This is a genomic window from Sphaerisporangium sp. NPDC049003 (genome assembly GCF_043197795.1).
Classification (GTDB): domain Bacteria; phylum Actinomycetota; class Actinomycetes; order Streptosporangiales; family Streptosporangiaceae; genus Sphaerisporangium.
The window spans coordinates 136,136-159,472 of the sequence record NZ_JBICTU010000008.1 but is presented as its reverse complement, the minus strand read 5'-3'; the positions used below and the strand labels follow the sequence as shown (position 1 = coordinate 159,472).

Annotated in this window: 20 protein-coding genes and 1 riboswitch; of the genes, 10 read left to right on the top strand and 10 right to left on the bottom strand. The window is 69.8% G+C overall.

All coding sequences use genetic code 11. The annotated features are described in order from the left end of the window. Window positions 1-146 precede the first annotated feature (146 nt). The 7 genes from ACGFIV_RS11220 to ACGFIV_RS11190 all read right to left on the bottom strand — a co-directional run bounded on the left by ACGFIV_RS11220 (window position 147) and on the right by ACGFIV_RS11190 (window position 8,808). Window positions 147-2,507, bottom strand: coding sequence for a [protein-PII] uridylyltransferase (locus tag ACGFIV_RS11220; RefSeq protein WP_392834036.1), 2,361 nt, complete (start codon window positions 2,505-2,507; stop codon window positions 147-149). Between the two features lie 7 nt (window positions 2,508-2,514). After that, the gene (locus ACGFIV_RS11215) at window positions 2,515-2,853 is read right to left on the bottom strand and encodes a P-II family nitrogen regulator (RefSeq protein WP_262848359.1); all 339 of its coding nucleotides are present in this window, start codon (window positions 2,851-2,853) and stop codon (window positions 2,515-2,517) included. Next, window positions 2,850-4,163: an ammonium transporter gene (locus tag ACGFIV_RS11210; protein WP_358557485.1), complete on the bottom strand. Its 1,314-nt coding sequence runs from the start codon at window positions 4,161-4,163 to the stop codon at window positions 2,850-2,852. Before ACGFIV_RS11210 ends, ACGFIV_RS11215 begins: the two co-directional genes overlap by 4 nt. Before the next feature lie 367 nt (window positions 4,164-4,530). After that, a complete protein-coding gene (locus ACGFIV_RS11205) occupies window positions 4,531-5,433 on the bottom strand; it encodes an RNA polymerase sigma factor RpoD/SigA (RefSeq protein ID WP_392834031.1) in 903 nt (300 codons plus the stop codon). Between the two features lie 282 nt (window positions 5,434-5,715). Continuing rightward, the gene (locus ACGFIV_RS11200) at window positions 5,716-7,065 is read right to left on the bottom strand and encodes a formimidoylglutamate deiminase (protein WP_358557491.1); all 1,350 of its coding nucleotides are present in this window, start codon (window positions 7,063-7,065) and stop codon (window positions 5,716-5,718) included. A gap of 81 nt (window positions 7,066-7,146) precedes the next feature. Beyond that, complete coding sequence (locus ACGFIV_RS11195) at window positions 7,147-7,842, bottom strand: SDR family oxidoreductase (RefSeq protein ID WP_358557494.1); 696 nt, start codon at window positions 7,840-7,842, stop codon at window positions 7,147-7,149. Between the two features lie 69 nt (window positions 7,843-7,911). Further along, window positions 7,912-8,808, bottom strand: coding sequence for a MurR/RpiR family transcriptional regulator (locus tag ACGFIV_RS11190; protein WP_392834027.1), 897 nt, complete (start codon window positions 8,806-8,808; stop codon window positions 7,912-7,914). A 295-nt stretch (window positions 8,809-9,103) separates the two neighbouring features. Between ACGFIV_RS11190 and ACGFIV_RS11185 the strand changes: the two genes are divergently transcribed. Then, complete coding sequence (locus ACGFIV_RS11185) at window positions 9,104-9,739, top strand: alpha/beta hydrolase (protein ID WP_358557499.1); 636 nt, start codon at window positions 9,104-9,106, stop codon at window positions 9,737-9,739. Here ACGFIV_RS11185 and ACGFIV_RS11180 read toward each other — a convergent pair. From ACGFIV_RS11180 to ACGFIV_RS11170, 3 genes are all read right to left on the bottom strand, one after another. Continuing rightward, window positions 9,733-9,927 carry a hypothetical protein gene (locus ACGFIV_RS11180; RefSeq protein ID WP_358557502.1) on the bottom strand — a complete coding sequence of 65 codons (195 nt, stop codon included), beginning with the start codon at window positions 9,925-9,927 and terminating at the stop codon, window positions 9,733-9,735. The genes ACGFIV_RS11185 and ACGFIV_RS11180 overlap by 7 nt on opposite strands. Window positions 9,928-10,087: 160 nt before the next feature. Then, on the bottom strand, window positions 10,088-10,882 hold the full coding sequence (locus ACGFIV_RS11175) for a hypothetical protein (protein WP_392834022.1): 795 nt from the start codon (window positions 10,880-10,882) through the stop codon (window positions 10,088-10,090). Between the two features lie 121 nt (window positions 10,883-11,003). After that, window positions 11,004-11,726 carry an FCD domain-containing protein gene (locus tag ACGFIV_RS11170; RefSeq protein WP_358557508.1) on the bottom strand — a complete coding sequence of 241 codons (723 nt, stop codon included), beginning with the start codon at window positions 11,724-11,726 and terminating at the stop codon, window positions 11,004-11,006. A 140-nt stretch (window positions 11,727-11,866) separates the two neighbouring features. Here ACGFIV_RS11170 and ACGFIV_RS11165 point away from each other — a divergent pair, with 140 nt between their 5' ends. From ACGFIV_RS11165 to ACGFIV_RS11125, 9 genes are all read left to right on the top strand, one after another. Continuing rightward, on the top strand, window positions 11,867-13,213 hold the full coding sequence (locus ACGFIV_RS11165; RefSeq protein ID WP_392834018.1) for a glutamine synthetase family protein: 1,347 nt from the start codon (window positions 11,867-11,869) through the stop codon (window positions 13,211-13,213). A 1-nt stretch (window position 13,214) separates the two neighbouring features. Continuing rightward, window positions 13,215-14,558, top strand: coding sequence for an aldehyde dehydrogenase family protein (locus tag ACGFIV_RS11160; RefSeq protein WP_392834015.1), 1,344 nt, complete (start codon window positions 13,215-13,217; stop codon window positions 14,556-14,558). 52 nt (window positions 14,559-14,610) lie between these two features. Beyond that, the gene (locus ACGFIV_RS11155) at window positions 14,611-15,375 is read left to right on the top strand and encodes a 3-oxoacyl-ACP reductase (RefSeq protein WP_358557517.1); all 765 of its coding nucleotides are present in this window, start codon (window positions 14,611-14,613) and stop codon (window positions 15,373-15,375) included. A 3-nt stretch (window positions 15,376-15,378) separates the two neighbouring features. Further along, a complete protein-coding gene (locus tag ACGFIV_RS11150) occupies window positions 15,379-16,086 on the top strand; it encodes a gamma-glutamyl-gamma-aminobutyrate hydrolase family protein (protein WP_392834011.1) in 708 nt (235 codons plus the stop codon). Window positions 16,087-16,104: 18 nt separating this feature from the next. Beyond that, a riboswitch (glycine riboswitch) is annotated at window positions 16,105-16,202 on the top strand. 135 nt (window positions 16,203-16,337) lie between these two features. After that, window positions 16,338-17,429, top strand: a complete 1,092-nt coding sequence (gcvT, locus tag ACGFIV_RS11145) for a glycine cleavage system aminomethyltransferase GcvT (protein ID WP_392834009.1) — start codon at window positions 16,338-16,340, stop codon at window positions 17,427-17,429. Further along, on the top strand, window positions 17,426-17,815 hold the full coding sequence (gene gcvH / locus ACGFIV_RS11140; protein WP_358557526.1) for a glycine cleavage system protein GcvH: 390 nt from the start codon (window positions 17,426-17,428) through the stop codon (window positions 17,813-17,815). The genes gcvT and gcvH overlap by 4 nt, the downstream gene beginning before the upstream one ends. A gap of 103 nt (window positions 17,816-17,918) precedes the next feature. Then, window positions 17,919-19,295, top strand: coding sequence for an L-serine ammonia-lyase (locus ACGFIV_RS11135; protein ID WP_358557529.1), 1,377 nt, complete (start codon window positions 17,919-17,921; stop codon window positions 19,293-19,295). A gap of 183 nt (window positions 19,296-19,478) precedes the next feature. Continuing rightward, the gene (locus ACGFIV_RS11130) at window positions 19,479-20,501 is read left to right on the top strand and encodes a hypothetical protein (RefSeq protein ID WP_358557532.1); all 1,023 of its coding nucleotides are present in this window, start codon (window positions 19,479-19,481) and stop codon (window positions 20,499-20,501) included. 1,259 nt (window positions 20,502-21,760) lie between these two features. Continuing rightward, entirely contained in the window at window positions 21,761-23,233 is a 1,473-nt protein-coding gene (locus tag ACGFIV_RS11125) for a DUF222 domain-containing protein (RefSeq protein ID WP_358557291.1), read from the top strand. Window positions 23,234-23,337 lie beyond the last annotated feature (104 nt).

Below are 23,337 nucleotides of genomic sequence, written 5' to 3'. Positions count from 1 at the left end.
TCCATGCATGGATGACGGCATGGCTGATAACTACATAAGCGGGGACAATTCGACCACAAGGTCATCAATGCCGTTACCAGAACCGGGACACCCGACGTAATTGTTATGAATCCCGCAGCTATCGCGACGTCTCCGGCCTGCCAAGGTCAGCGCAGGGCCGCGAGCACGTGCTCCCGAACCTGCGTCCGCTGCGCGGCGTCGGTGATGGGCCGCCCCGACCTGTCCACCACGTAGAAGACGTCGACCGCCTCCGCGCCGAGAGTCTCCACTCGTGCGGCGCGGACGTCAAGGCTACATTCGCCAAAAGCACGGCCAATTCTCCACAAAAGCCCTGGACGATCATGTGCGCGTACCTCGACGACGGTGGCCGTCTGGGAGGCGTCGTCGACCAGGCTGACCCTCGGCGGGGCCACGGGAACGCGGGCCGGCCGCAGCGATCTCGTACGCCGGGCCAGCCTCTGCTCGATGTCCAGGCGGCCCGCCAGCACCAGGCGCAGATCGGCCTCCAGCGTGGCGGGATCCGGCGGCGTGCCGTACTCGGGCACGACCGAGAACTCGATCACCGCCGTGGACGAGGCGGAGGCGGCGGAGGCCGCGCGCACCACCATGCGGTGGGCCGCCAGCACGCCGGCCGCCCGCCAGAGCAGGCCGGGCCGGTCGGGCGCCACCACAGTGACCGCGCCGCCGTTCACGCGCACCGCGCCACCGCCGTGCCTGGCCAGGGACGCCTGCTGGGGCGACAGCGAGGGAGCGGGCGCGGGCGGTGTGCCGGACAGGGCCGAACGCACCCTGCGCACCAGCTCGGAGACCAGGGACGCCTTCCAGGTGTTCCAGGCGGCCGGCCCGGTGGCGTTGCCGTCGGCGACGGCCAGGGCGGCCAGCAGTTCGAGCACCTCGCGCGAGCCGACCGCCTCGGCGACCCGCGAGATCGTCACCGGGTCGTCGAGGTCGCGCCGGGTGGCGGTCTCGGGTAGCAGGAGGTGGTGGCGGACCACGGTGGCCAGCGTGTCCACGTCGGAGGGTGGCAGGCCCATGCGGGCGCCGATGTCCCTGGCGACGATCTCGCCGGTCGTCGAGTGGTCGCCCGGCCAGCCCTTGCCCACGTCGTGCAGCAGGGCCGAGATGAGCAGCAGGTCGGGGCGGGACACCTCGCGGGTGAACGACGCCGCGCCCGCCGCCGCCTCGATGAGGTGGCGGTCGACCGTGAAGCGGTGGACCGGGTTGCGCTGCGGGCGGTGCCGCACGCGTTCCCAGTCGGGGATGAGCCTGACGATGATCCCCGCCTGGTCGAGCTCCTCCCACACCGGCACGGCCGCGCGCCCGGCGCCGAGCAGCGCAACCAGCGCGTCGCGGGCCTCGTCAGGCCAGGGGACGGGCAGCGCCGGCGACTGGGCCGCGAGCACCGAGACCGTTGCGGGAGCCATCGGCAGCCCGGCCTCGGCGGCGGCCGCCGCCGCCCTGAGCACCAGGATGGGATCGTCCTTGGGGTTGACGCCGCGCGCCAGGACCACTTCGCCGCCGTGCTCCACGACGCCGTCGGCCAGCGGGCGCCGGCCACGGGGCGCGGGCCCCGACAGCAGGCGGTCGACGGTGCGCCAGGTGGCGTCGAACGCGTGGGCGATCGTGCGACCGGCCTCCGCCAGGCGGCGCATCAGGGCCTCGGCGTCCAGCAGGCCGAGCGCCGCCGCGACGGCGTCCTGCTCCTGGAGCACGAGACGGTCGGCGCCGCGGGCCGTGACCAGGTGGAGCCCGTGACGGACGTCCAGCAGGAACTCGTACGCCTCGCGCACACGGGGTCCGGGCGCGGAGGCGACCCAGGCCGCGGCGACGGCCTGCATGGCCTGCACGTCGCGGATACCGCCCCGGGAGTCCTTGAGATCGGGCTCCAGCAGGAAGGCCAGCTCTCCGGACGACTCGGCGCGCTTGTCCGCCGCCTCGCGCAGTTCGGCGAGCCTGCGGCGGGAGTCGGCGCGCCACTCGGCGAGGACGGCCTCACGGGCCGCCCTGGTCAGCTCGGGGTCCCCGGTGACGTGGCGGGCCTGGATCAGCCCGAGCACCGCCTTGAGGTCCTCACGTGCGACCTTGGTGACCTCGTCGACCGTGCGGACCGAGTGGTCGAGCCCGAGGCCGGAGTCCCAGATGGGGTACCAGATGCGGTCGGCGATGCGGGCGACATCGTCCTGACCGTTGTGCAGGAGGACCAGATCGAGGTCGCTTCCCGGGGCGAGCTCTCCTCGCCCGAGGCTGCCGACCGCGACCAGGGCGACACCGGTGCCCGCGAAGGCGGCACCGGTGCCCGCGGCAGGGGCGCCGGGCCCCGTGAGGGAAACACCGGCGCCGCGTTCCTCTCCGGACACGAACCCACTCTTCGCCCCCCCGGGCAGGTTCCGGCCATCCCGTCCGTACGGCTGTGGACACGCCGTGCGGAACAGGTCGGCCAGCCAGCGGTCGATGTCCGCGGCCCGCTCCTTGCGGGCCGCGGCATATGAGCGAGCGTCGCCTCTCATCATCCGGTTAGAGGGCCTCCGGTCCGCGTTCTCCCGTGCGGACCCTGATCACGGTCTCCACGGGGACCGACCAGACCTTGCCGTCACCGATCTTGCCGGTCTGGGCGGCCTTGACGATGACGTCGATGACATCCTCGGCGTCCTCCTCCTCGGCGAGCACCTCCACGCGGACCTTGGGCACCAGGTCGACCTGGTACTCGGCCCCGCGGTAGACCTCGGTGTGACCGCGCTGGCGGCCGTAGCCGCTGGTCTCGCTGACCGTCATGCCCTTGACGCCGAACTGCTCCAGCGCGGCCTTGACGTCGTCGAGCTTGAAGGGCTTGATCACCGCTGTGATGAGCCTCATGCGTCTACCTTCTTCGACACTGATTGGACAGGACCGTTCACCGCGGCGACGCCCGACGCGTGAACGGAGCCGAGGTCGTAGCCGGTCTCGGCGTGGGTGGTGATGTCGATGCCGGTGACCTCGTCCTCTTCAGTGACCCTGAAGCCCATCGTCTTGTCAATGATCTTGCCGATGATCCAGGCGAGGATGAACGAGTAGAGCCCGACGACGACCGGCCCGAGGACCTGGAGCCCTAGCTGCTTCAGGCTTCCGCCGTAGAACAGGCCCTTGCCCTGCTGCTCCAGGAACGGGTAGGCGGCGAAGAAGCCGAGCGAGATGGCACCGAGCGCTCCGCCGACCAGGTGGACGCCGACCACGTCGAGCGAGTCGTCGAATCCGGCCTTGTACTTCAGGCCGACCGCGTAGGCGCAGACGGCTCCGGCGATGGCGCCGATGACGATCGCGGCCCAGGGGTCGACGAAGCCACAGGCCGGGGTGATGGCGACCAGACCGGCCACCGCGCCGGAGGCGACGCCGAGCGTGGTGGAGTGCCCGTCGCGGAGCTTCTCGACCAGGATCCAGGCGCCGGCGGCGACCGCGGTCGCGATCTGGGTGTTCATGAAGGCGAGGCCGGTGGTGCCGTCGACCGCGAGCTCGGAGCCGGCGTTGAACCCGAACCAGCCGAACCACAGCAGGCCCACGCCCAGCAGGACCAGGGTGAGGTTGTGCGGGCGCATGGGATCCTTGCGCCAGCCGCTGCGCTTGCCGAGCACCAGCGCGAGCGCGAGACCCGCCGCACCGGCGTTGACGTGTACGACGGTGCCGCCGGCGAAGTCCTCGATGCCCAGCGAGTTCAACCATCCGCCGGTCTGCCAGACCCAGTGCGCCACTGGGAAGTACACGATCGTGGCCCAGACGACGCTGAAGACGACCCATGCGCCGAACTTGGCACGGTCGGCGATCGCGCCACTGATGAGCGCCACGGTGATGACGGCGAACGTCAACTGGAACGCCGAGAACACCAGGCTTGGCATGCCTGTGCCGTCGTCCTTGGTGGCCGTGTCGACCAGGCTCTGCAGGCCGACGGCGTCGAGCCCGCCGACCACCTTGTCCAGGACACTGTTGCCGTTGTTAGTGAATGCCAGTGAGTGACCGTAGATCACCCACGCGATAGTGACGGTGATGATGCTGACGAACGACATCATCATCATGTTCAGGACACTTTTGGCCCTGGTCATGCCCCCATAGAAGAACGCGAGACCTGGAGTCATGAGCAGCACCAGTGCGGTGGCCGCGAGCATCCAGGCTGTAGTGCCGCTATCGATCTTCATTCGATGCGACCCTCCTTACAAATGGCGTGTGGCCGATTTCTCCCGCAGTGGGCGCTCCAGGGCTTCATTGACCGGCTGCGCACTGACGTTGGGCGAAAGCGTGTTCTTCTGCCGTTTCAGGTCTTGACCTGGTGTGTTTCACGTACGTGAAACTCACGGGCACGATGTTTCGGCCACGTTTCGGAGGGCTCGCCAACTGATACCAGCGGGTCCTTAATTCCACGCCGGGGTGACGGAAGAGCGGTCACGTGACGCCTGAGCAGCGTCACGACCTGCGGTCATGCTCCGGGAGACCCCACGCGCATGACCGCCGAAAAGGGTGAAAAAATCCGAAAAGGTGCACGGAACCACCAAGCGCCGCAGGCGCTCACGCCGCGGTGTGAGCCAGCTTCCGCAAGCGGGCGAGGGCGTCGCGCTCCAGACGGCGCGCGCGGTCGCGGCCGATGCCGTACCGCTCGCCGACCTCGGTGAGCGTGTGCTCGCGCCCGTCGACCAGCCCGTAACGCCAGCGCAACATCTCGCGGGTCTGACCTTCCAGGCCCAGCAGCCAGTCTTCGAGCCGCTCGCGTTCGAGGGTGTCCATGGCCTGCTGCTCGGGGTTGGCCCAGGTGTCGTCGGCGATCATGTCACCGAGCTCGGTCTCGTCCTCGTCGCCCACACCGAGCTGCAGCGACACCGGGTCGGAGGCCCAGCGGCGCAGCTCGCGAACCCGCTCGATCGGCAGCTCAAGGACGGCGGCGAGATCGGCGTCGGTCGGCTCGGCGTCCAGCTCGGCCATCATGTCGCGGCGGACCCGCATCAGACGGGTCATCTGCTCCCCCGCGTGGGTCGGCAGGCGTACGGGCCTGGCCTGCTCGTGGATCGCGCGGCCCACGGACTGGCGGATCCACCACGTGGCGTACGTCGAGAACTTGTAGCCCCGCCGGTAGTCGAACTTCTCTACGGCCCTGACAAGGCCCAGGTTCCCCTCCTGGACCAGGTCGATCAGCGGCATCCCCCTGCCGGAGTACTTCCTGGCCACCGCGACGACGAGCCGCAGGTTGGCCTGGATGAACTCGTCCTTCGCGCGCTGGCCGGACACCGCCAGCCTTTCGAGCTCCTCGTCGGTGGCGTCAGCCGTCTTCGGCTCCGGCTCCCCGCTGTCCAGGAGCTGCTCGGCGAAAAGCCCCGCCTCGATGCGCTTGGCGAGCTCCACCTCCTGGTCAGCGCTGAGCAGGGGCACTCTTCCGATCTCGGCCAGATAGGTGCCGAGCAGATCTCTGTCGGCCACCTGCTGGTCCTGCGTCCGATTCCCCGTCGGCCTTGCCATTCCTATGGCACCTCGTCTCGCCGCGCCCGCCCTGACGTGCGGGTGGAGTCGGCCCCGCAGGCCCTGAATGCCGGCGCGGCGTCCTCTCCCCCTCTTGCCCGAATCAACGTTCGGTCCAAGGCAAAGATTCCCAAAAGAGATACGACCGGAGAATGGTTTCAGCCATCCTCCTCAAGTAGGAGTTCGCACGCGGAAGACTCAGGGACGCATCGAGAAATGGCAGATGAACGCCCGGAAAAAGGCTCAGGGTGATCGAATGGCGGAGATCGCGCCGACGAGCATCGCGCCGACGTCCCCGAGCACGTGACCGCCCTCCACGACCACCCGCCGCCCGCCGGAGACGACCGAATGGACGTCGGAGGCCGTGGCTCCGAACACGACCGTCTCTCCCGCGGACTCGCTGCCCGCCCCGGCCGTGCGCACCGAGTCCAGGCGCACGGACACGAGGTCGGCCCAGGCTCCCGGGACGATGAAACCGGCGTCGGGGTGACCGAGCGAGGTCTGCCCGGCCATCGTGGCCGCGCACAGCAGGTCGGCGGCCGTCCAGTGGCCCCGTTCCCCGGTGATGAGGCGCTCGCCGAGCTCTACCGCCCTCGCCTCCTCCAGCAGGTCGATCATGGCGTTGCTGTCGCTGCCGAGCGTGACCGGCGACCCGGCGTCGTACAGCCGGCGAGCCGGGCCGACGCCGTCGGCGAGGTCCCGCTCGGTGGTGGGGCACACGCAGACGTGGGTCGAGGACCCGCTGAGCAGGGCCACGTCCACGTCGGACACGTGGGTCGCGTGGACGGCGGTCGCGCGCGGGCCGAGGACGCCGTGCTCGTACAGCACCTGCACCGGGGTCGCGCTGTAGGTCTGGACGCAGTGCTCGTTCTCGGTGCGCCGCTCTGAGACCTGCGCGTGCACCGGCGCGGCCCTGCGGTGCCCGAACTCGGCCACCACGGGCATCTGCTCGGGCGGGCAGGCGCGCACGGAGTGGACGGCCCCGCCGACCACGACGTCCTCGGTGCGGACGTACTCGTTCGCCAGGTCGTCCACGCGCTCGGCCCACTGGTGCGCGTCGCCGTCGCCGAAGCGGAGCTGCGTGCCGTTCAGGGGGGCGCCGATGTTCTCGGTGAGGTAGCAGGCGTCCAGCAGGGTGATGCGCAGGCCCGCGTCCCTGGCAGCCTCGATCAGCGCGTGCCCCATCGCGTTGGGATCCTCGTACGGCCGGCCGCGCGCGCCATGGTGCAGATAGTGGAACTCCCCGACGGCGGTGATCCCGGCGAGCGCCATCTCGGCGTAGGTCGCCCTGGCGAGGGCGAGGTAGGTGTCGGGGTCGAGGCTCGCGGCCACGCCGTACATGCGGTCGCGCCAACTGCGGAAGGTCTCGGAACCGGCGTGGGCCTGCCCGCGCAGGGCCCGGTGGAACGCGTGGGAGTGGGCGTTGGCCATTCCCGGCAGGGTGAGGCCCGCCAGCCGCACCGCTTCGTGCGGTGCGGCGACCCCGCGCTCGACCTCGGCGATCCGGTTGCCCTCGATCCGGACGAGCACGCCCTCGACCGCCTCACCGGGATGCAACCAGGCCAGCTCGCACCAGTAGGTCAGGTCGGACACTCCCCCAATCTCTCAGGGAGAAAGTCAACGTTCGTCCTGATATGAGGATCAATTCGTCCAGGTCGTGGGGTGAATGTGCTTTCAGTTCACCGGCCCCGCCGCGGGACGGATCATGATCTCGGTGATGTGGGCGTCGGCGGTCGCGGTCACGGCCGAGACGACGGCGCGGGCCACGGACTCCGGGGCCAGATACTTCCCGGGGTCGTAGTCGCCGCCCTCCTGCCTGCGCACCTCTCGCTGCATGTCGGTGGCGACCCGCCCGGGGTAGACGGTGGTGACGCGCAGGCCGTGGGGCTCCTCCTCCAGCCGGAGGGCGTCGGCGAGTGCCCGGAGCGCGAACTTGGCGGCGGCGTAGGCGGCCCAGCCCGGGTTGGCACGCTGCCCGGAGCCTGAGTTGATCATCACCACGTGGCCTCTGGAAGCGCGGAGCGCGGGGAGGAGCAGCCTCGTGAGGCCCGCGACCGCGGTCACGTTCACCTCGAACGACTCCCGCCAAGCCTTGACGGGCAGGTCGGCGATCACGCCGAGCCTGGCCACGCCCGCGCTGTGGACGAGCACGTCGAGCCGGTCGATGCCGGCGACCGCCTCGGCCACCGCGCGCTCGTCGGTCAGCTCGACCGGCCACGGGCGCGCCCCGAGCTCGTCGCAGATCTCCAGGAGCGCCGTGCTCTCACGCCCGCCCACCAGCAGGTCGTGCGTCGGCGCGAGGCCACGGGCGATGGCCGCCCCAACCCCGCGGGAACCTCCGGTGATCAGCGCGATCGGTCGTCCGCTCATGCGCTTCAGCCTAGGGGCTGCGCCGCTGTGAGATCTTCCTCCACACGCGGCCTTCCCCCGGCGTCGCCCTCAGGGGCGCAGGAACACGCCCGTCTGGTCGGTCATACGCTCGTGCTCCTCCAGCCGGGCACGGGTACGCAGCGGCGCGGCCTCGGCCATCGCCTCCAGCAGCAGCATGGCCAGGGCCAGCGGCGCGGCGTGCGAGTCGCAGACCGCCCTGGCCCCCACCGGCGCCGGCAGCACCTCGTCGGCAGGAAAGGGCACGTCGGCGCGGTCGGCGATGACCGCCGTGCGGAACCCCAGTTCGGCGGCGTACTCCAGCGCGTGCACGGCCTCGGCCGGATAGCGGGGCAGCACGACGGCGAGCAGCCACTCGGACCCGGCCCGGCGCGCGGCGTGCAGGCCCTCGGTCAGCTCGGACCCGCCATGGGTCAGCGGCCGCACGTCGGGATGGATGCGCCGGGCGTAGTACGCGAAGGTCGTCACCAGCCCCGAGGAGCCGCGCAGGCCAAGGACGGGCAGCGGCTCGCACGCCGCGAGCGCCGTGCCGAGCTCCTCGATGCGTCCCGGCAGGCCGTTCGCCCGGACGCCAGGAAGCGCGGAACCGGTAGCGAGCCGGTCGCGGATGGCCGCGAGGTTGCGTATCTCGTGGTCGATCATCTCGTGCAGGAAGCGGGCGCCGCCGGCCTCGCCGTCGCGCGGGGGCCGGTCAGGGTCCGTGGCGCCGTCGCCGCCGACCACGAGAGGGCGGAGCGCCTGGCGGAACTCGGGGTACCCCGCGAAGCCGAGGGTCATCGCGAACCGGGTCACCGACGGCTGGCTCACCCCCGCCCGCTCGGCCAGCTCGACGCTCGAAAGGAAGATCGCGTCAGGCAGGTGCCCGCTCAGGTACTGCGCGATGCGCCGCTGGACGGGCGACAGGCGCCTGCCCTGGACCAGACGTTCGAGCCCGTCCGCCACTTCCACCTCCAGTCCCCGGGGGCAGCCACCCCGTGATCGACAACGCCGGTGGCCGCCTTCCTCATCCCGCCCGCGCCCCGGTGACCTCGGGGCGGGCCGCCGGGGTGAATGGTCGCATTCATCCTGAGGCCCCGAAGGCTACCGCCCAGGTGCGGATGCAGGGGGAAGCCGACGGCCGGAGCATGGTCGCGACCCCGGCAACCAGGCGCTATTCGGGTCATTCACGAATGGCAACCGGTCGGCAACCTATTCCAGACAGGCTGTACGAAGAGCTCGGCCTGACCGCCCGTATGATCCACGCATGAAGCGGGCCTTGATCTGGTTGCACGGCGGCGCGTGGGCTCACCGGCACGCGGGCGGGCGGTCGCGCGAGACCCTGGCCGCTCACAGCCTCGACGTCGTGCCGGTCACCTACCGGCTGAGCGGTGAGGCGACCTGGCCCGCGCAGCTCGACGACGTACGGGCCGCCGCGCGCAAGCTGCGTGCGGACGATCCCGATGTGCGGGTGCTGGTCGGCGGGAGGTCCTCGGGCGCCCACCTGGCGCTCCATCTGGGCCTGCGCGGCGTCGACGCTCCCGACGACGTGGCCGCCGTGATCGCCTGCTCCCCTCCGGTGGACCCGCTGGCCGCCGACTGGCCCGAGTCACGCGTCGAGGGAAGCCCCTGGGCCCGGCTGCTCGGCCATGTCCCCGTCGCCGGGGACGACCTCACCGCGGACGTCACCCCGACCAACCATGTGGGGAACGGCGTGCCCGTGCTGCTCCTCCACGGGGCCGGGGACACCACGGTCCCCCCGACCCAGACGCTCGACCTGGCCAACGCGCTGCTGGCCTCGGGCCACCCCGTGACGGCCTATCTCGCCGCCGGGGACCACGACCTCGACCTGGGCGCGGACGACGTCCGCCAGGTCATCGCCTCGTTCCTGCGGGCTCAGTGACGGACGCCGTACTCCCGGCGGATCTCGTTGGCGGTCTCCTTGATCTGGTCCTGCGTCTGCAGGAGCCGGGCCTCGGCCTCCTCGGTGCGCGCCTCGGCCGCCATGGTCCGGTTGCCGGTGCTCGTGCCGAACCGGCGCTTCGCCCGTGCCTTCAGCTCGCGCATCTTCCACTTGTCCATGAAGCCCATCGCGCTTCGCCTCCCTGATAGCGATCACCGTTCGCTCCCGCACACTCCCCCGAGATTCGCGAATGATGTCCGCCGTGGGTGTCTTGGCAGCTCACAGGGGCCGCGATCACTTCACCCAGTGCTCACTTCTTCACCTCGCGCCCACTTCCTCGCCCGGCGCTCACTTCTTCACCCGGCGCTCGCCGGCCCAGGCCGAGGGCAGATCGTGGCGGCCGGAGACGAACTCCTGGATGCTGATCTTGACCCTGATCGCCGGTCGGCGCCAGCGGTTCTCGCGGTGGACGGCCTTGGCCATCTTCGCCGGTCTCGGCCTGCGCGACCCCGGCGCGAAGAACCAGTGGGCCCACGGCGATCCGGGACGCGCCAGCCGTATCGCTCCGGCGATCAGCAGGATCGGCGCGAACAGGCCCGCGAGGCCGGTCCAGATCTTGCCCTTCAGCAGGGTGACGACCGCGAGCACGAGGTTGACGACCAGGAGGAGGACCGCCGTCCACCGGCCGCTCGGGGACGGGTCGGGCGCCTCCCAGCCGAGGGGCCGCAGACCCAGCAGCAGGAGCAGCGTCACCGCGATCGCCACGAACACCGCGTCGACCGAGGTGCGCCCCTCCTCGGACCAGTAGACGTCCCTCAGGTGCAGGATCAGGGCGAACTCGTCCAGCACCAGGGCGGCTCCCACCCCGAACACGGCCGCCGTCATGGCGTACCACCCGGGTGACAGGCCGGCGGTGACCAGGCCGGCGACGCCGCCGAAGAGCATGAGCACCACGCCGAAGACCACGTGGTGGACGTGGACGTCGCCGACGTTGACGTTGCGGAACCATCCGACCCTCGCCCGGATCAGCCGGACGTTGAGGCGCGTGAACAGGAACGTGACGATCAGCGCCGTCAGGAAGCAGAACAGCGGCAGCCTTCCGCTGTCGATGATCCGCTCGTGAAACCAGATTGCCACAGGCATCCCCCAGTACCGATGCTACGGTCCCGCCGGGAGTGATCCCCCGGCCGAAGGGCGCCGACGCCTGCGAGGGGAAGGGACATACCGGGCCAGGGGTGATTGAGGGGCAGGTCAGGGGTCGGCCTCAGGCCAGGAAGGCGCGCAGGAGCGCGGCCGTCCCCTCCAGATGCTCCACGACGGCCTTCCTCGCGGCCTCCGGGTCGCCCGCGAGGATCGCGGCGACCATCGCGGCGTGCTGCGCACCCGAGTGGTCGATGTTGGGCCCGAGCACGGGGATGGCGTTGAGTAAGTCGGTCACCCGCAGCCGGGCGTCCGCGCCGGCCGCCGCCAGCAGGGCCGACCCGGTCAGCTCGGCGATCGAGAGGTGGAAGGCCGTGTCGAGCCGCCGGTAGTCGGCGGGCGCCGCGTCGTTGACGTCCGCGAGGCGGCGTTCGAGCGTCGCCTTCTGCTCCTCGGTGAGGTCCATGGACGCGAGGACCTGCGCGGCGCCGCACTCGATCGCCATGCGGAAGGTCAGCGCGTCGGCGAGGTCGGAGGCGCCCATCTTGTTGACGGCCCTGCGCAGGTCACCCTGGCCGGGGTGCGGCGGCTCGTACACGACGAAGGCTCCCCCGTAACGGCCGCGCCGTACGTCGAGGTAGCCGGCGTCCTGGAGCGCCCGGATCGCCTCCCGGAGCGTGACCCGGCTGATGCCGAGCTGGACGGCGAGGTCACGCTCGGCGGGGAGCTTCTCGCCGGGGCCGACCACGCCGAGCTTGATCGCCTGGAGCAGCCGCTCCACCGTCTCCTCGAAGGCGTTGCCCGCGCGGACGGGCCGAAGGAGCGCGACGAGCTGGGGCTCGCCCATCACTTCCCCCCTAGACCGGCTCCAATGGTTCGAGATTAGTCCATTCGACGGCTCAGGTGGCCCGAACCGTTGACGCGGGACGGTCGCTGGTGCTTGCATGCCAATGGTCTGTTTCCAGACTTTTGCGGGAGGGAAGTGCCGTGCTCACCGTCGACCAACTGCGTGAAGAGGTGTCCGCCGGGCGGGTGGACACCGTGCTTCTGGCCATCGTCGACATGCAGGGACGCCTCCAGGGCAAGCGGTTGTCCGCGCGGTACTTCCTTGAGGAGGTGCTGGAGCACGCCGCCGAGGGATGCAACTACCTCCTCGCCGTGGACATCGACATGAACACCGTCGACGGTTACAGCATGTCGTCATGGGAGCGCGGCTACGGCGACTTCGTGATGAAGCCCGACCTGTCCACCCTGCGCCGGGTGCCCTGGCAGGAGGGCACGGTCATGCTGATGGCCGACCTGCTCTGGGAGGACGGCTCCGACGTCACCGCCTCCCCCCGCCAGATCCTGCGCGGGCAGCTCGCGCGCCTGGCCGAGCGCGGATGGGCGGCCTACGTCGGCACCGAGCTGGAGTTCGTGGTCTACAACGACAGCTACGAGAACGCCTGGTCCAAGGCCTACCGCGACCTCACGCCCGCCAACCAGTACAACGTCGACTACTCGCTGCTCGGCGGCGCCCGCGTCGAGCCCCTGCTGCGCCGGATCAGGCTCGGCATGGAGGGCGCGGGGATGTACGTCGAGTCGGCCAAGGGCGAGTGCAACCTTGGGCAGCACGAGATCGCCTTCAGGTTCACCGAGGCGCTCGCCACCTGCGACAACCACTCGATCTACAAGAACGGGGCCAAGGAGATCGCCGCCCAGGAGGGCATGTCGATCACCTTCATGGCCAAGCCGAACCAGCGTGAGGGCAACTCCTGCCACATCCACATCTCCCTGCGTACGGCCGGCGGCGATCCGGTCATGGCGGGAGACGGCGGGCACGGGCTGTCGAAGCTCGGGGAGCACTTCATCGCGGGCCAGCTCGCCGCCATGCGCGAGCTCACGATGCTCTACGCGCCCAACATCAACTCGTACAAGAGGTACGTCCCCGGAAGCTTCGCCCCGACGGCGGTCAAGTGGGGTGTGGACAACCGCACGTGCTCGCTGCGGCTGGTCGGGCACGGGCCATCGCTGCGCGTCGAGAACCGCGTGCCGGGAGGGGACGTCAACCCCTACCTGGCGGTGTCGGCGCTGGTCGCGGCGGGCCTGCACGGCATCGAGAACGAGCTGCCGCTGGAGGAGGCGTACGGCGGCAACGCCTATGCGGCGGACGCCGAGACCGTGCCGGCCACGCTTCGCGAGGCGCTCTCCCTGTGGGAGAGTTCGAAGATCGCCAAGGACGCGCTGGGCGAGCAGGTCGTCGAGCACTACGCGAACAACGCGCGGGTCGAGCTGGCCGCCTTCGACGCGGCCGTCACCGACTGGGAGCTTTTCCGGGGATTCGAGCGGATGTGACATGAAGATCATCAACCCTGCCACCGAGGACGTGCTCGCCGACGTCGAGCTCGCCGACCTGGCCGAGACCGACCGCGCGGTGGAGCGTGCCAGGAAGGCGTTCCCCGCCTGGCGCGAGGTCGCGCCCGGTGACCGCGCGCGGCTGCTCCGCCGCTTCGCCGACCTCGTCGACCAACACGGCGACGAGCTGGCCGGCCTGGAGCTCGCCAACGCGGGCCATCCGATAGGCAACGCCCGCTGGGAGGCGGGCAACGTCCGCGACGTGCTGCACTTCTACGCGGGGGCGCCGGAGCGCAACCACGGCAAGCAGATCCCTGTGGCGGGCGGGGTGGACATCACGTTCGCCGAGCCGCTCGGCGTCGTCGGGGTGATCGTGCCGTGGAACTTCCCCATGGTGATCATGACCTGGGGGGCGGCCCCGGCGCTCGCGGCCGGCAACACCGTGATCGTGAAACCCGCCGAATGGACCCCGCTGACGGCTTTGAGGCTGGCGGAGCTGGCCCTCGAAGCCGGTCTCCCCGAAGGGGTGCTCCAGGTGCTGCCTGGAGCAGGGGAGGTCACGGGGGCCCGGCTCGTGGAGCACCCCGGCGTCAACAAGATCGTGTTCACCGGGTCGACCGAGGTCGGGAAGCTGATCGCCGCAAGGGCCGCCGAGAACGTCAAACGGCTCACTCTGGAACTCGGCGGCAAGAGCGCCAACGTGGTCTTCGCCGACGCCGACCTGGAGCAGGCCGCTGCGAGCGCCCCCTCGGCGGTCTTCGACAACAGCGGGCAGGACTGCTGCGCGCGCTCGCGGATCCTGGTGGAACGCCCGGTGTACGAGGAGTTCCTCGACCGGCTCGGCGCGGCCGTCGGGGGGCTGACGGTGGGCGATCCGCGCGATCCCGGCACCGACATGGGCCCGCTGATCAGCGCCGAGCACCGCGAGCGGGTCGCGTCGTTCGTCACCGCCGCGCCGCGCTTCCAGGGCTCGTGCCCGTCCGGCCGGGGATTCTGGTTCCCCCCGACCGTGCTGACCCACGACTCGCTGGACGACCGCGCGTTCACGGACGAGATCTTCGGGCCGGTCGTGAGCGTGGTCCCGTTCGAGGACGAGGCGCAAGCCGTACAGATCGCTAATAACACGAAATATGGTCTTTCGGGGTCTATCTGGACCCGGGACGTGGGACGGGCCCTCCGGGTGGCCCGCGCGGTCGAGGCGGGGAACCTCTCGGTCAACTCCCACTCCTCCGTGAGGTACTGGACGCCCTTCGGCGGGTTCAAGCAGTCCGGCCTCGGCCGGGAGCTCGGACCGGACGCGCTGGCCGCCTTCACCGAGACCAAGAACGTCTTCATCGCCCACTGAGCCACAGGGCTGAAGTTCCACGACTGATTCGAGCACCAGGGAGTTCGTCACTATGCAACGTCTGCGGGACCGCGTCGCCGTGATCACGGGGGCGGCGGGCGGCATCGGCCTCGCCACGGCTCGCCGCTTCGCCGAGGAGGGCGCGAAGGTCGTGTGCGCCGACCTCGACGAGGAGGGCGGCGCCAAACTGGCGGACGAGGTGGGCGGCTTGTTCGTCCGTACCGACGTCACCAGCGAGGAGGACGTCAGCCGGATGTTCGAGACGGCCTTCGAGACCTACGGCAGCGTGGACGTCGCCTTCAACAACGCGGGAATCTCGCCTCCCGACGACGACTCGATCCTGACCACGGGCATCGAGGCCTGGCGGCGCGTTCAGGACGTCAACCTGACCAGCGTGTACCTCTGCTGCAAGCACGTCATCCCGTACATGCGGCGGCAGGGCAAGGGCTCGATCATCAACACCGCGTCGTTCGTGGCGGTGATGGGGTCCGCGACGTCCCAGATCTCCTACACCGCCTCCAAGGGCGGCGTGCTCGCCATGTCACGCGAGCTGGGCGTCCAGTTCGCCCGCGAGGGCATCCGGGTCAACGCGCTGTGCCCGGGGCCGGTCAACACCCCGCTGCTGCAGGAGCTGTTCGCCAAGGACCCCGAGCGCGCCCAGCGGCGCCTGGTCCACATCCCCGTGGGCCGCTTCGCCGAGGCCTCCGAGATCGCCGCCGCCGTCGCGTTCCTCGCCTCGGACGACGCGAGCTTCATCACCGGTGCCGAGTTCCTGGTGGACGGCGGCATCTCGGGCGCCTACGTGACCCCGCTGTAGCCCATGCCGCGACCCGTCATCGGCATCACCTGCTACGTCGAGCCCGCCGCCTTCACCGTGTGGCGGATGCCGGCCGCGCTGCTGCCGTACACCTACGTGGAGCACGTCGTGAGGGCGGGAGGCCAGCCGGTCATCCTGCCCCCGGCGGGCGACCCCGCGCCACTGGTCGAGCGGCTGGACGGCCTGATCGTGGCGGGCGGCGGCGACGTCGACCCTGGCAGGTACGGCGAGCCGCCGCACGACCAAACCGGATACATCCGGAAATTTCGTGATGATGCGGAGTTTGAGCTGGTCGGCGCGGCACTGGAGGCGGAGCTGCCGTTCCTCGGCATCTGCCGGGGCCTCCAGGTCCTGAACGTGTCGCTCGGAGGCAGCCTCCACCAGCACCTGCCCGACGTGGTGGGACACAGCGGCCATTCCCCCGCGCCCGGCGAGTTCGGCCACCTGCCCGTACGGCTGACGCCCTGCAGCAGGGTCGCCGACGTGCTGGGCGCCGGGGAGGCCACTGCCGCCCACTACCACCACCAGGCGACCGACCGCCTCGGCGAGGGGCTCACGGTGTCCGCGACCTCGGACGACGGCACGGTGGAAGCGGTGGAGCTCTCCGAGCACCCCTTCGCGCTCGCCGTCCAGTGGCACCCTGAGGCGGGCCAGGAAGGTCATCTTTTCGAGGCGCTGGTCGCCGCCGCGACGAGCGGCCGGTCTTGGTAAGGTGAGCGGGAACACCGATGATCCCGTGCGGGAGAGCGTCCTGACATCCGGCCAGGACCCCTGAAGGAGCAAGTCCTCCCCGCGAACCTCACAAGGCAAAGGACCGTACGGGCAAGGTGATCTCTGGAAAGCAGGCTCTCTCCACGGGGCCTCGCCGAAGGTGAAAGTCCGGTAAAACCCGGGCGAAACTCTCAGGCACCGATGACAGAGGGGGAGGATGCTCTCATCCAACCCTGTCTGAGGTGCGCATCATGTCCAGACCCACACCGCTCCGCGAGGTGCACGAGAGCCTCGGCGCGACGCTCACCGACTTCGCCGGCTGGCTGATGCCGCTGCGCTACGGCAGCGAGTCCGCCGAGCACAACGCCGTGCGTACGGCCGCCGGGCTCTTCGACCTCTCCCACATGGGCGAGATCTTCGTCATCGGTCCTGAGGCGGGCCAGGCGCTGGACCACGCGCTGGTCGGCCACCTGTCCGTGCTCGAACCGGGCCGCGCCCGCTACACCATGATCTGCGCCGCCGACGGCGGCGTGCTGGACGACCTGATCGTCTACCGCCTTGGCACCGAGGAGTTCCTCGTCGTGGCCAACGCCTCCAACTACGAGCGGGTGGCCGCCGAGCTGACCGAGCGGGCCCAGGGGTTCGACGCCGAGGTCGACGACCGGTCCGACCGCTACGCGCTGATCGCCATCCAGGGCCCCCGCGCCCAGGAGATCCTCAGCTCGCTCACCGATGCCGATCTGCCCGGCCTGAAGTACTACGCGGGGCTGCCGGGCACCGTCGCCGGAGCCGAGGCCCTCATCGCCCGCACCGGGTACACGGGCGAGGACGGTTTCGAGCTCTTCGTCGCCGCGCAGGACGCCGCGCCGCTGTGGCAGGAGCTCACCAAGGCGGGCGACGCGTACGACCTGCGCCCCGCCGGGTTGTCCGCCCGCGACACGCTTCGCCTCGAAGCGGGCATGCCGCTGTACGGCAACGAGCTGAACGCCGGGCTGACCCCCTTCGACGCCGGCCTCGGCCGGGTCGTGAAGTTCGACAAGCCGGGCGACTTCGTCGGCCGTGCGGCGCTCGCGCCGCTGAAGGACGTCCCTCCGCGACGGCGCCTCACCGGCCTGGTCGCGCGGGGCCGCCGAGTGCCGCGCCACGGCTACCCCGTGGTGCTGCTGACTGACGGCACCGTCGTTGGAGAGGTCACCAGCGGCGCGCCCTCGCAGTCACTCGGCAAGCCGATCGCGATGGCCTACGTGGACATCAACGTGTCCGAAGGACTCGCGGTCGACATCCGTGGTAGCCATGAACCGGTCGACGTGGTTGACCTTCCTTTTTACCGGAGGAGCATGTGAGCAGCATTCCCGAGGAGCTCAGCTACACCAAGGAGCACGAGTGGGTGGCCGGGCTCGACGACGGCCTCACCGTGACCGTGGGCATCACGGCGTTCGCCGCCGATGCGCTGGGTGACGTCGTCTACGTCCAACTGCCGGAGACGGGTGCCACCGTCGAGGCTGGGGACGCCATCGGAGAGGTCGAGTCGACCAAGTCCGTGAGCGACATCTACGCCCCGGTGACGGGCGAGGTCGTCGAGGTCAACCAGACCGTCGTGGACGACCCCTCCCTGGTCAACTCCGACCCGTACGGCGAGGGCTGGCTGTTCCGCGTGCGCATCGAGGGAACCCCCGAGGATCTCCTCACCCCCGAGGAGTACACCACCGTCACGACCGCCGAGTCCTGACGGTCCTGACAGTTCTCACGGTCCTGTCACCGCGCGTCCTCACCCCGGCGAGCCCCCGCGCTCGCCGGGCCCCCGCACAACCCCTTCCGAAGGGCCGAGATCCATGGCGATCAGCGTCTTCGATCTGTTCAAGATAGGCATCGGGCCGTCGAGCTCGCACACCGGCGGGCCCATGGCGGCGGCGCACAAGTTCGTCCGGGGGCTCGACGGCGACGGGTTGCTGGAGAAGACGGCCCGGGTGGAGGTCATCCTCTACGGTTCGCTCGGACTCACCGGCAAGGGCCACGGCAGCGACAAGGCCGTCCTGCTGGGGCTGTCGGGCGAGAAGCCCGAACTGGTGGATGTGGACACCATCGACGACCGGCTCGCGCGGATGCGCTCCACCGGCACCGTGAATCTGTACGGCTCGCATGAGATCCCGTTCGTGATCGGCGAGGATCTCGTCTTCGAGCGCAAGATCTCACTGCCGCACCACCCGAACGGCATGCGCTTCACCGCCTTCTCCCCCGAGGGCGAGTCCCTCCGCGAGAAGATCTACTACTCGGTCGGCGGCGGGTTCGTCGTCGACGAGAACGCCACCGGAGCCGACCGCATCAAGGCCGACGACACCGAGCTCCCCCACCCGTTCACCACGGCGGCGGAGCTTCTCAAGCACTGCTCCGACACCGGCCTGTCGATCTCCGGGCTGATGTTGGAGAACGAGAAGGCCTTCGGCCGCACCGAGGACGAGATCCGGGCCGAGCTGCTCCGGCTCTGGCAGGTCATGGCCGACTGCGTACGGCGCGGCAGCGCCAAGGAGGGCGTGCTCCCGGGGGGCCTCAAGGTCAGGCGGCGGGCCAACCAGCTGTTCCGGCGCCTGCAGAGCGAGTCGCCCGAGAAGGACCCGCTCCAGACGATGGACTGGGTCACGCTGTTCGCCCTCGCCGTGAACGAGGAGAACGCGGCGGGCGGCCGCATCGTGACCGCGCCCACCAACGGCGCCGCCGGCATCATCCCGGCCGTACTGACCTATTACGACCGGTTCACCCCGAAGGCCGACGACGAGGGCATCATCCGGTTCCTGCTCACAGCCGGGGCGATCGGCGTGCTGTTCAAGGAGAACGCCTCGATCTCCGGGGCCGAGGTCGGCTGCCAGGGCGAAGTGGGCTCCGCCTGCTCGATGGCCGCCGCCGGGCTCACCGAGGTCCTCGGAGGCACGCCCGAGCAGGTCGAGAATGCCGCCGAGATCGGCATCGAGCACAACCTCGGCCTGACCTGCGACCCGATCGGCGGCCTGGTGCAGATCCCCTGCATCGAGCGCAACGCGGTCGCCTCCATCAAGGCCATCGCTGCGGCCCGCATCGCCCTGCGCGGCGACGGCCGCCACTTCGTCTCCCTGGACAAGGCCATCAAGACCATGCGCGACACCGGCCGCGACATGCTCGACAAGTACAAGGAGACCAGCCGCGGCGGCCTCGCCGTCAACGTCATCGAGTGCTGACCCGGCGCCACGACGGCGCCCGTATCTCCCTGCCGGCAACCGTCGTCCGTGGCCACTGCCCCTTTCTTTCGTCCTGACCGCTTCATCCCAGGGGCCGTACTCAGACGCGAGAGCCCGCCCGGCCACCGAGGCCTATTGCAAATTACGGGCACGTCCTCTGCCCCTGAGTAGACGGAGACAGGTATGAAGGCGGCGATGGTGGCGGCCATGGTGCTCCTGGGGGCGGCCGCCTGCACCTCTCCCGCTCCCGAGCGGACGACCGCGCTCGCGACACCCACCCCGGTCCGGACGAGTACGTCGGCCTTTGCCACCACCGATCCTCAGGCGAAGGTCGTGCGGATCCCCTCCGTCGGCGAACGCCCCTGGGTGGTCGGCACGCTTCCCGACGGGCGTCCCCTCGTCGGCAGGGGCCGTCATCGATTCCAGCCGGGCCGCGTCGACATCCTCGACCCGGCGACAGGCCGCAGCTCCCTCCTAGTCCAGGACGCACCCGATACCGAATCGTTCACGGTCCTCGCCGCGGCGGACGGCTCCTACGTGGCAAGGCTCCTCGGAAACGACGAGCCGGGCGGCTGGGAACTGGAGGTGATCGACCTGCGCACCGGACGAGCCAGGACTGTGGTGGACACCTGGCAAGAATCGGCCTGGCAGTGCGGCAACGGCTGGGACTATCCCCGCGACCTTCAGTTGCATCAGGGCCTGCTCTACTTCTCCCGATGCGTCACCACCGGTACCGGGGACGTGGGGGTCTTCCGCATCGACCCTGGCCACGGCACCCCCGGGCTGTGGCGGCGCGGGCTGTACGACCTCACCTGGCAGAGCGACGGTTTCCTGGCCAGATCACCCGTCGTGTCAGGCGACGCGTTCACCGGGTCGTTGGCCCGCTTCGCCCCGGACGGCACGCGGCGCGGTCTTCCCGTTCTGGCCGCCTACCTCCAACCGGAGGACGTCGACAACCTTCACCGACTGGAGTACGCGGACGGCACCGCCGCCGTACTGAGCCCACGCGCCAAGGGCGTCTCGACGCAGAGCCACTTCGCGGTGTGGCGCGAAGGCCAGGCCGCGTGGCTCCTCGACGTCCGGACACGCACTGCCACGCGCCTCCCCGGCCGGCGGATCACCGAGGCGTTCTTCCCCTCCCCCGGCTTCCTCCAATGGCACGCCGACGACGACGACCACGCCGTGGACCTACGAACCCTCCACTGACAGCCTCGGTCACAGACAGGGGGCTCTCCCTCGTAACGGTTAACGCCGCTGGGTGGTGATGCCCGCATGCTTGACGCCGGTTGGGAACGCCGACCACTCGCCGCGACGCCGCGTGCCGAACGGTGTGGTTCCGGTGCACCGCGAAGCGCTCCGTTATATCCCCGACTAGGTCGGGAGGAACTTGGAGGGATGTTCCTGGGTCGATGACTTTAGCTGGAGGTATGCGATATACAGAACAACGGAACGGCGCCGGGTGTCCTGCGTGAACGCGGCAGTCGCGGCCTGCCATGCGATGAACTGTATCGACAGTTGCTCAACCCATAATTTCCCACCGGCCTACGGCACATTTACCCCCTACCTCTATTCAATGCGGCCGCCCTCTTCCATCCCGGTATTGCGTTCGCAGATCTGATCTGCGAACGCAATACCGGGACGAACACGACGCAGAAGGATATCCGCTCCGGCCAATGATCGCTGCTCGTGTTCACGCACGACTGCCGGCGAGAATCAAGTACGTTGCGGAGCCGCTTCTACGGGCGATTTCGTAGGCACCAATCCTCACGCCCCGCCGCCCGTGGCTCAACTGGATTGGGTTGCGTTCCGGCCGGTCCAATGCCCCCAAGCAAGTTCCCACGAGGACGGTGGTTCGTACTAGATCGGGCGACGTGGGCAGACCGGTACCGCTCCCCGGTAACGCCCGTTCAGTACGGCCATGACCTTACTCCGCCTAAGCCGGATGGTACCAATTTTGACAGTTAACCCTGATGCGACAATTTGGATTTAATGCACTTAATGCCCGGCTATTGCGGACGGGAATTGGGTTGCGGAAGAGTTCGACTTGTGAAACCATTCGCACAGGAGTTCGAGTCTCTTGGGGGTGGGGTGTGACGGACTTCTCCGAGCGTGGCCGATCACACCTATCCAGGCCGGGTGTCCTGGGCCCCGAGTGGTGGGCGGCGGCGGTCGCGCGTTCCTCCGGTTGGTCCAGCGACGGCTCCACCGCACACGACTTCTCCCTGCAGGAGGACTCTCCCGACCCCAGCCTCCTCGACCGAGACCAGCACACCCCAGGCCCACATGACCGGGCCCCGAATCCTCCAACCCCGCATGACCGCGAGCCGTATGGCCAGGATCTAGGTGATCCAGAGCGCGGTGGCGTGGGGGACGGCTCTACTGGTACCGACGACCAGGCGGATGCCGGCGGCCCAGAGGACGCCGGCGACCCGGCGGATGGTGGGGATGGTGGTCGGGCGTCGTGGGTGCTGGTAGGGCGGGTGCGGGAGGCCGCGGAGGCGTTGGCGGTGGCGCCGGTGCCGGAGTCGCCGGCGATCTGCGCGGCAGAGGTGGAGGATCTGGTGTTCGCCCGGGATCGGCTGACCTCGGCGATCGCGGCCCGGGTGGGGCGGGTGCATGCGTCGGGCGAGGCCAGGGCCCAGGGGCATGCCTCGACCAAGACGTGGTTGCGGTCGGGGTGCGGGATGAGCATGCCCGCCGCCGGGCACCTGGTCTGCCTCTCGTCGGAGCTCGCGCGGCTGCCGGTGGTGCGGGAGCGGTTCGCCTCGGGAACCCTTCCCGAGGGGATGGTGTCGGCCATCTGTGCGGCCACCGCGCACCTGAACGACGAGCAGACGCAGGTGGCCGAGCCGATCCTGGTCAGCCTGGCCGATGAGGCGAGTCCGGGCGAGGTGGCCAAGGCGGGCCGTTACCTGCGCGAGGTGCTCGTCCCCGACGCGACCGCCACCGAGGCCGAAGCCGATCACGCCGCCCGGTTCCTCATCGTGCGCCCCAGCGCGACCGGTGGGATGGAAGGGGAGTTCCAGCTCCCGCGTGAGGCCGCCGCGCGGCTCAAGACCCTGCTGGACACCTACGCCCGGCCCCGTACCGACGGCGACGACCGCCCCTTGCGCGTCCGCAACGCCGACGCCTTCATCGCCCTGCTGGAGCAGCAGATCACCACCGAACTGCTGATCCTGGTCAACGCCGCCTCCCTCCCCGACGACCCGCTCCACCCGTCGTCAGAGGCTCACGGCGCCCGGACAGCGGGCAGCGTGCAGGCGAAGGACGGCGACACCCCGCACCCGCAGACCTGGCACGCCAAAACCAGGTACAAACCCGCACCTACCGATCCGGCCGGACCTTTCCATGCGGAGCCTGCTGGAAGTCGGAGGTATGTGGACTCTGCTGGGTGTGGCGGGTCTGTGGAGGAAGAACAACCTGCCCAGCGTGTCCGGCGACGGCCTGCCGGGGCCGACGATGATATGTGCGGCAGGTGCGGGCAGCGGGCCGATCGAAGCCTCCCCGCCATGCTGCCGGCCACCGGGCAACTGCTACCCGCTGGTGACATCCACCGGCTCGCCCGCACCTCCACCCTGATACGAATCGTGATGAACGCCGACGGCCAAGTGCTGGACATGGGGCGCAAAGTACGACTCGCCACCCCCAGCCAACGCCGAGCGGTCATCGCCCGATACGCGACCTGCTGGGTCGAAGGCTGCCCGCTGCCCGCCACCATGTGCCAGATCGACCACGCCCACAGTTGGACCCACGGCGGACCCACCGACCTCAAGAACCTCGGACCCGCCTGCCAGTTCCACAACCGCGACCGCTACCGCCACCCCGACCGCTACCAACGCCGCCGCACCGGAAAAGACCGCTGGACCTACACCTACCTCGGGCGCAGCCAAAGCCAACAGCACCATGAAGACGCTGCTCGACCCCACCCTCGGACATGACGGTGCGACAGGGATTCCATCCCGGGTCACGCTCACCGTGCGCATCATCGCGGTACTCCGTCGTAGTGCGCCGGACACCCGAACCATGGTCTGGGCATGCGCGC

Bases quoted from the DNA above. Each gene is read 5' to 3' on its own strand.
- ACGFIV_RS11220 (WP_392834036.1), bottom strand. From the start codon at position 2,507: ATGAGAGGCGACGCTCGCTCATATGCCGCGGCCCGCAAGGAGCGGGCC.
- ACGFIV_RS11215 (WP_262848359.1), bottom strand. From the start codon at position 2,853: ATGAGGCTCATCACAGCGGTGATCAAGCCCTTCAAGCTCGACGACGTC.
- ACGFIV_RS11210 (WP_358557485.1), bottom strand. From the start codon at position 4,163: ATGAAGATCGATAGCGGCACTACAGCCTGGATGCTCGCGGCCACCGCA.
- ACGFIV_RS11195 (WP_358557494.1), bottom strand. From the start codon at position 7,842: ATGAGCGGACGACCGATCGCGCTGATCACCGGAGGTTCCCGCGGGGTT.
- ACGFIV_RS11185 (WP_358557499.1), top strand. From the start codon at position 9,104: ATGAAGCGGGCCTTGATCTGGTTGCACGGCGGCGCGTGGGCTCACCGG.
- ACGFIV_RS11180 (WP_358557502.1), bottom strand. From the start codon at position 9,927: ATGGGCTTCATGGACAAGTGGAAGATGCGCGAGCTGAAGGCACGGGCG.
- ACGFIV_RS11175 (WP_392834022.1), bottom strand. From the start codon at position 10,882: ATGCCTGTGGCAATCTGGTTTCACGAGCGGATCATCGACAGCGGAAGG.
- ACGFIV_RS11170 (WP_358557508.1), bottom strand. From the start codon at position 11,726: ATGGGCGAGCCCCAGCTCGTCGCGCTCCTTCGGCCCGTCCGCGCGGGC.
- ACGFIV_RS11160 (WP_392834015.1), top strand. From the start codon at position 13,215: ATGAAGATCATCAACCCTGCCACCGAGGACGTGCTCGCCGACGTCGAG.
- ACGFIV_RS11155 (WP_358557517.1), top strand. From the start codon at position 14,611: ATGCAACGTCTGCGGGACCGCGTCGCCGTGATCACGGGGGCGGCGGGC.
- ACGFIV_RS11150 (WP_392834011.1), top strand. From the start codon at position 15,379: ATGCCGCGACCCGTCATCGGCATCACCTGCTACGTCGAGCCCGCCGCC.
- gcvT (WP_392834009.1), top strand. From the start codon at position 16,338: ATGTCCAGACCCACACCGCTCCGCGAGGTGCACGAGAGCCTCGGCGCG.
- ACGFIV_RS11135 (WP_358557529.1), top strand. From the start codon at position 17,919: ATGGCGATCAGCGTCTTCGATCTGTTCAAGATAGGCATCGGGCCGTCG.
- ACGFIV_RS11130 (WP_358557532.1), top strand. From the start codon at position 19,479: ATGAAGGCGGCGATGGTGGCGGCCATGGTGCTCCTGGGGGCGGCCGCC.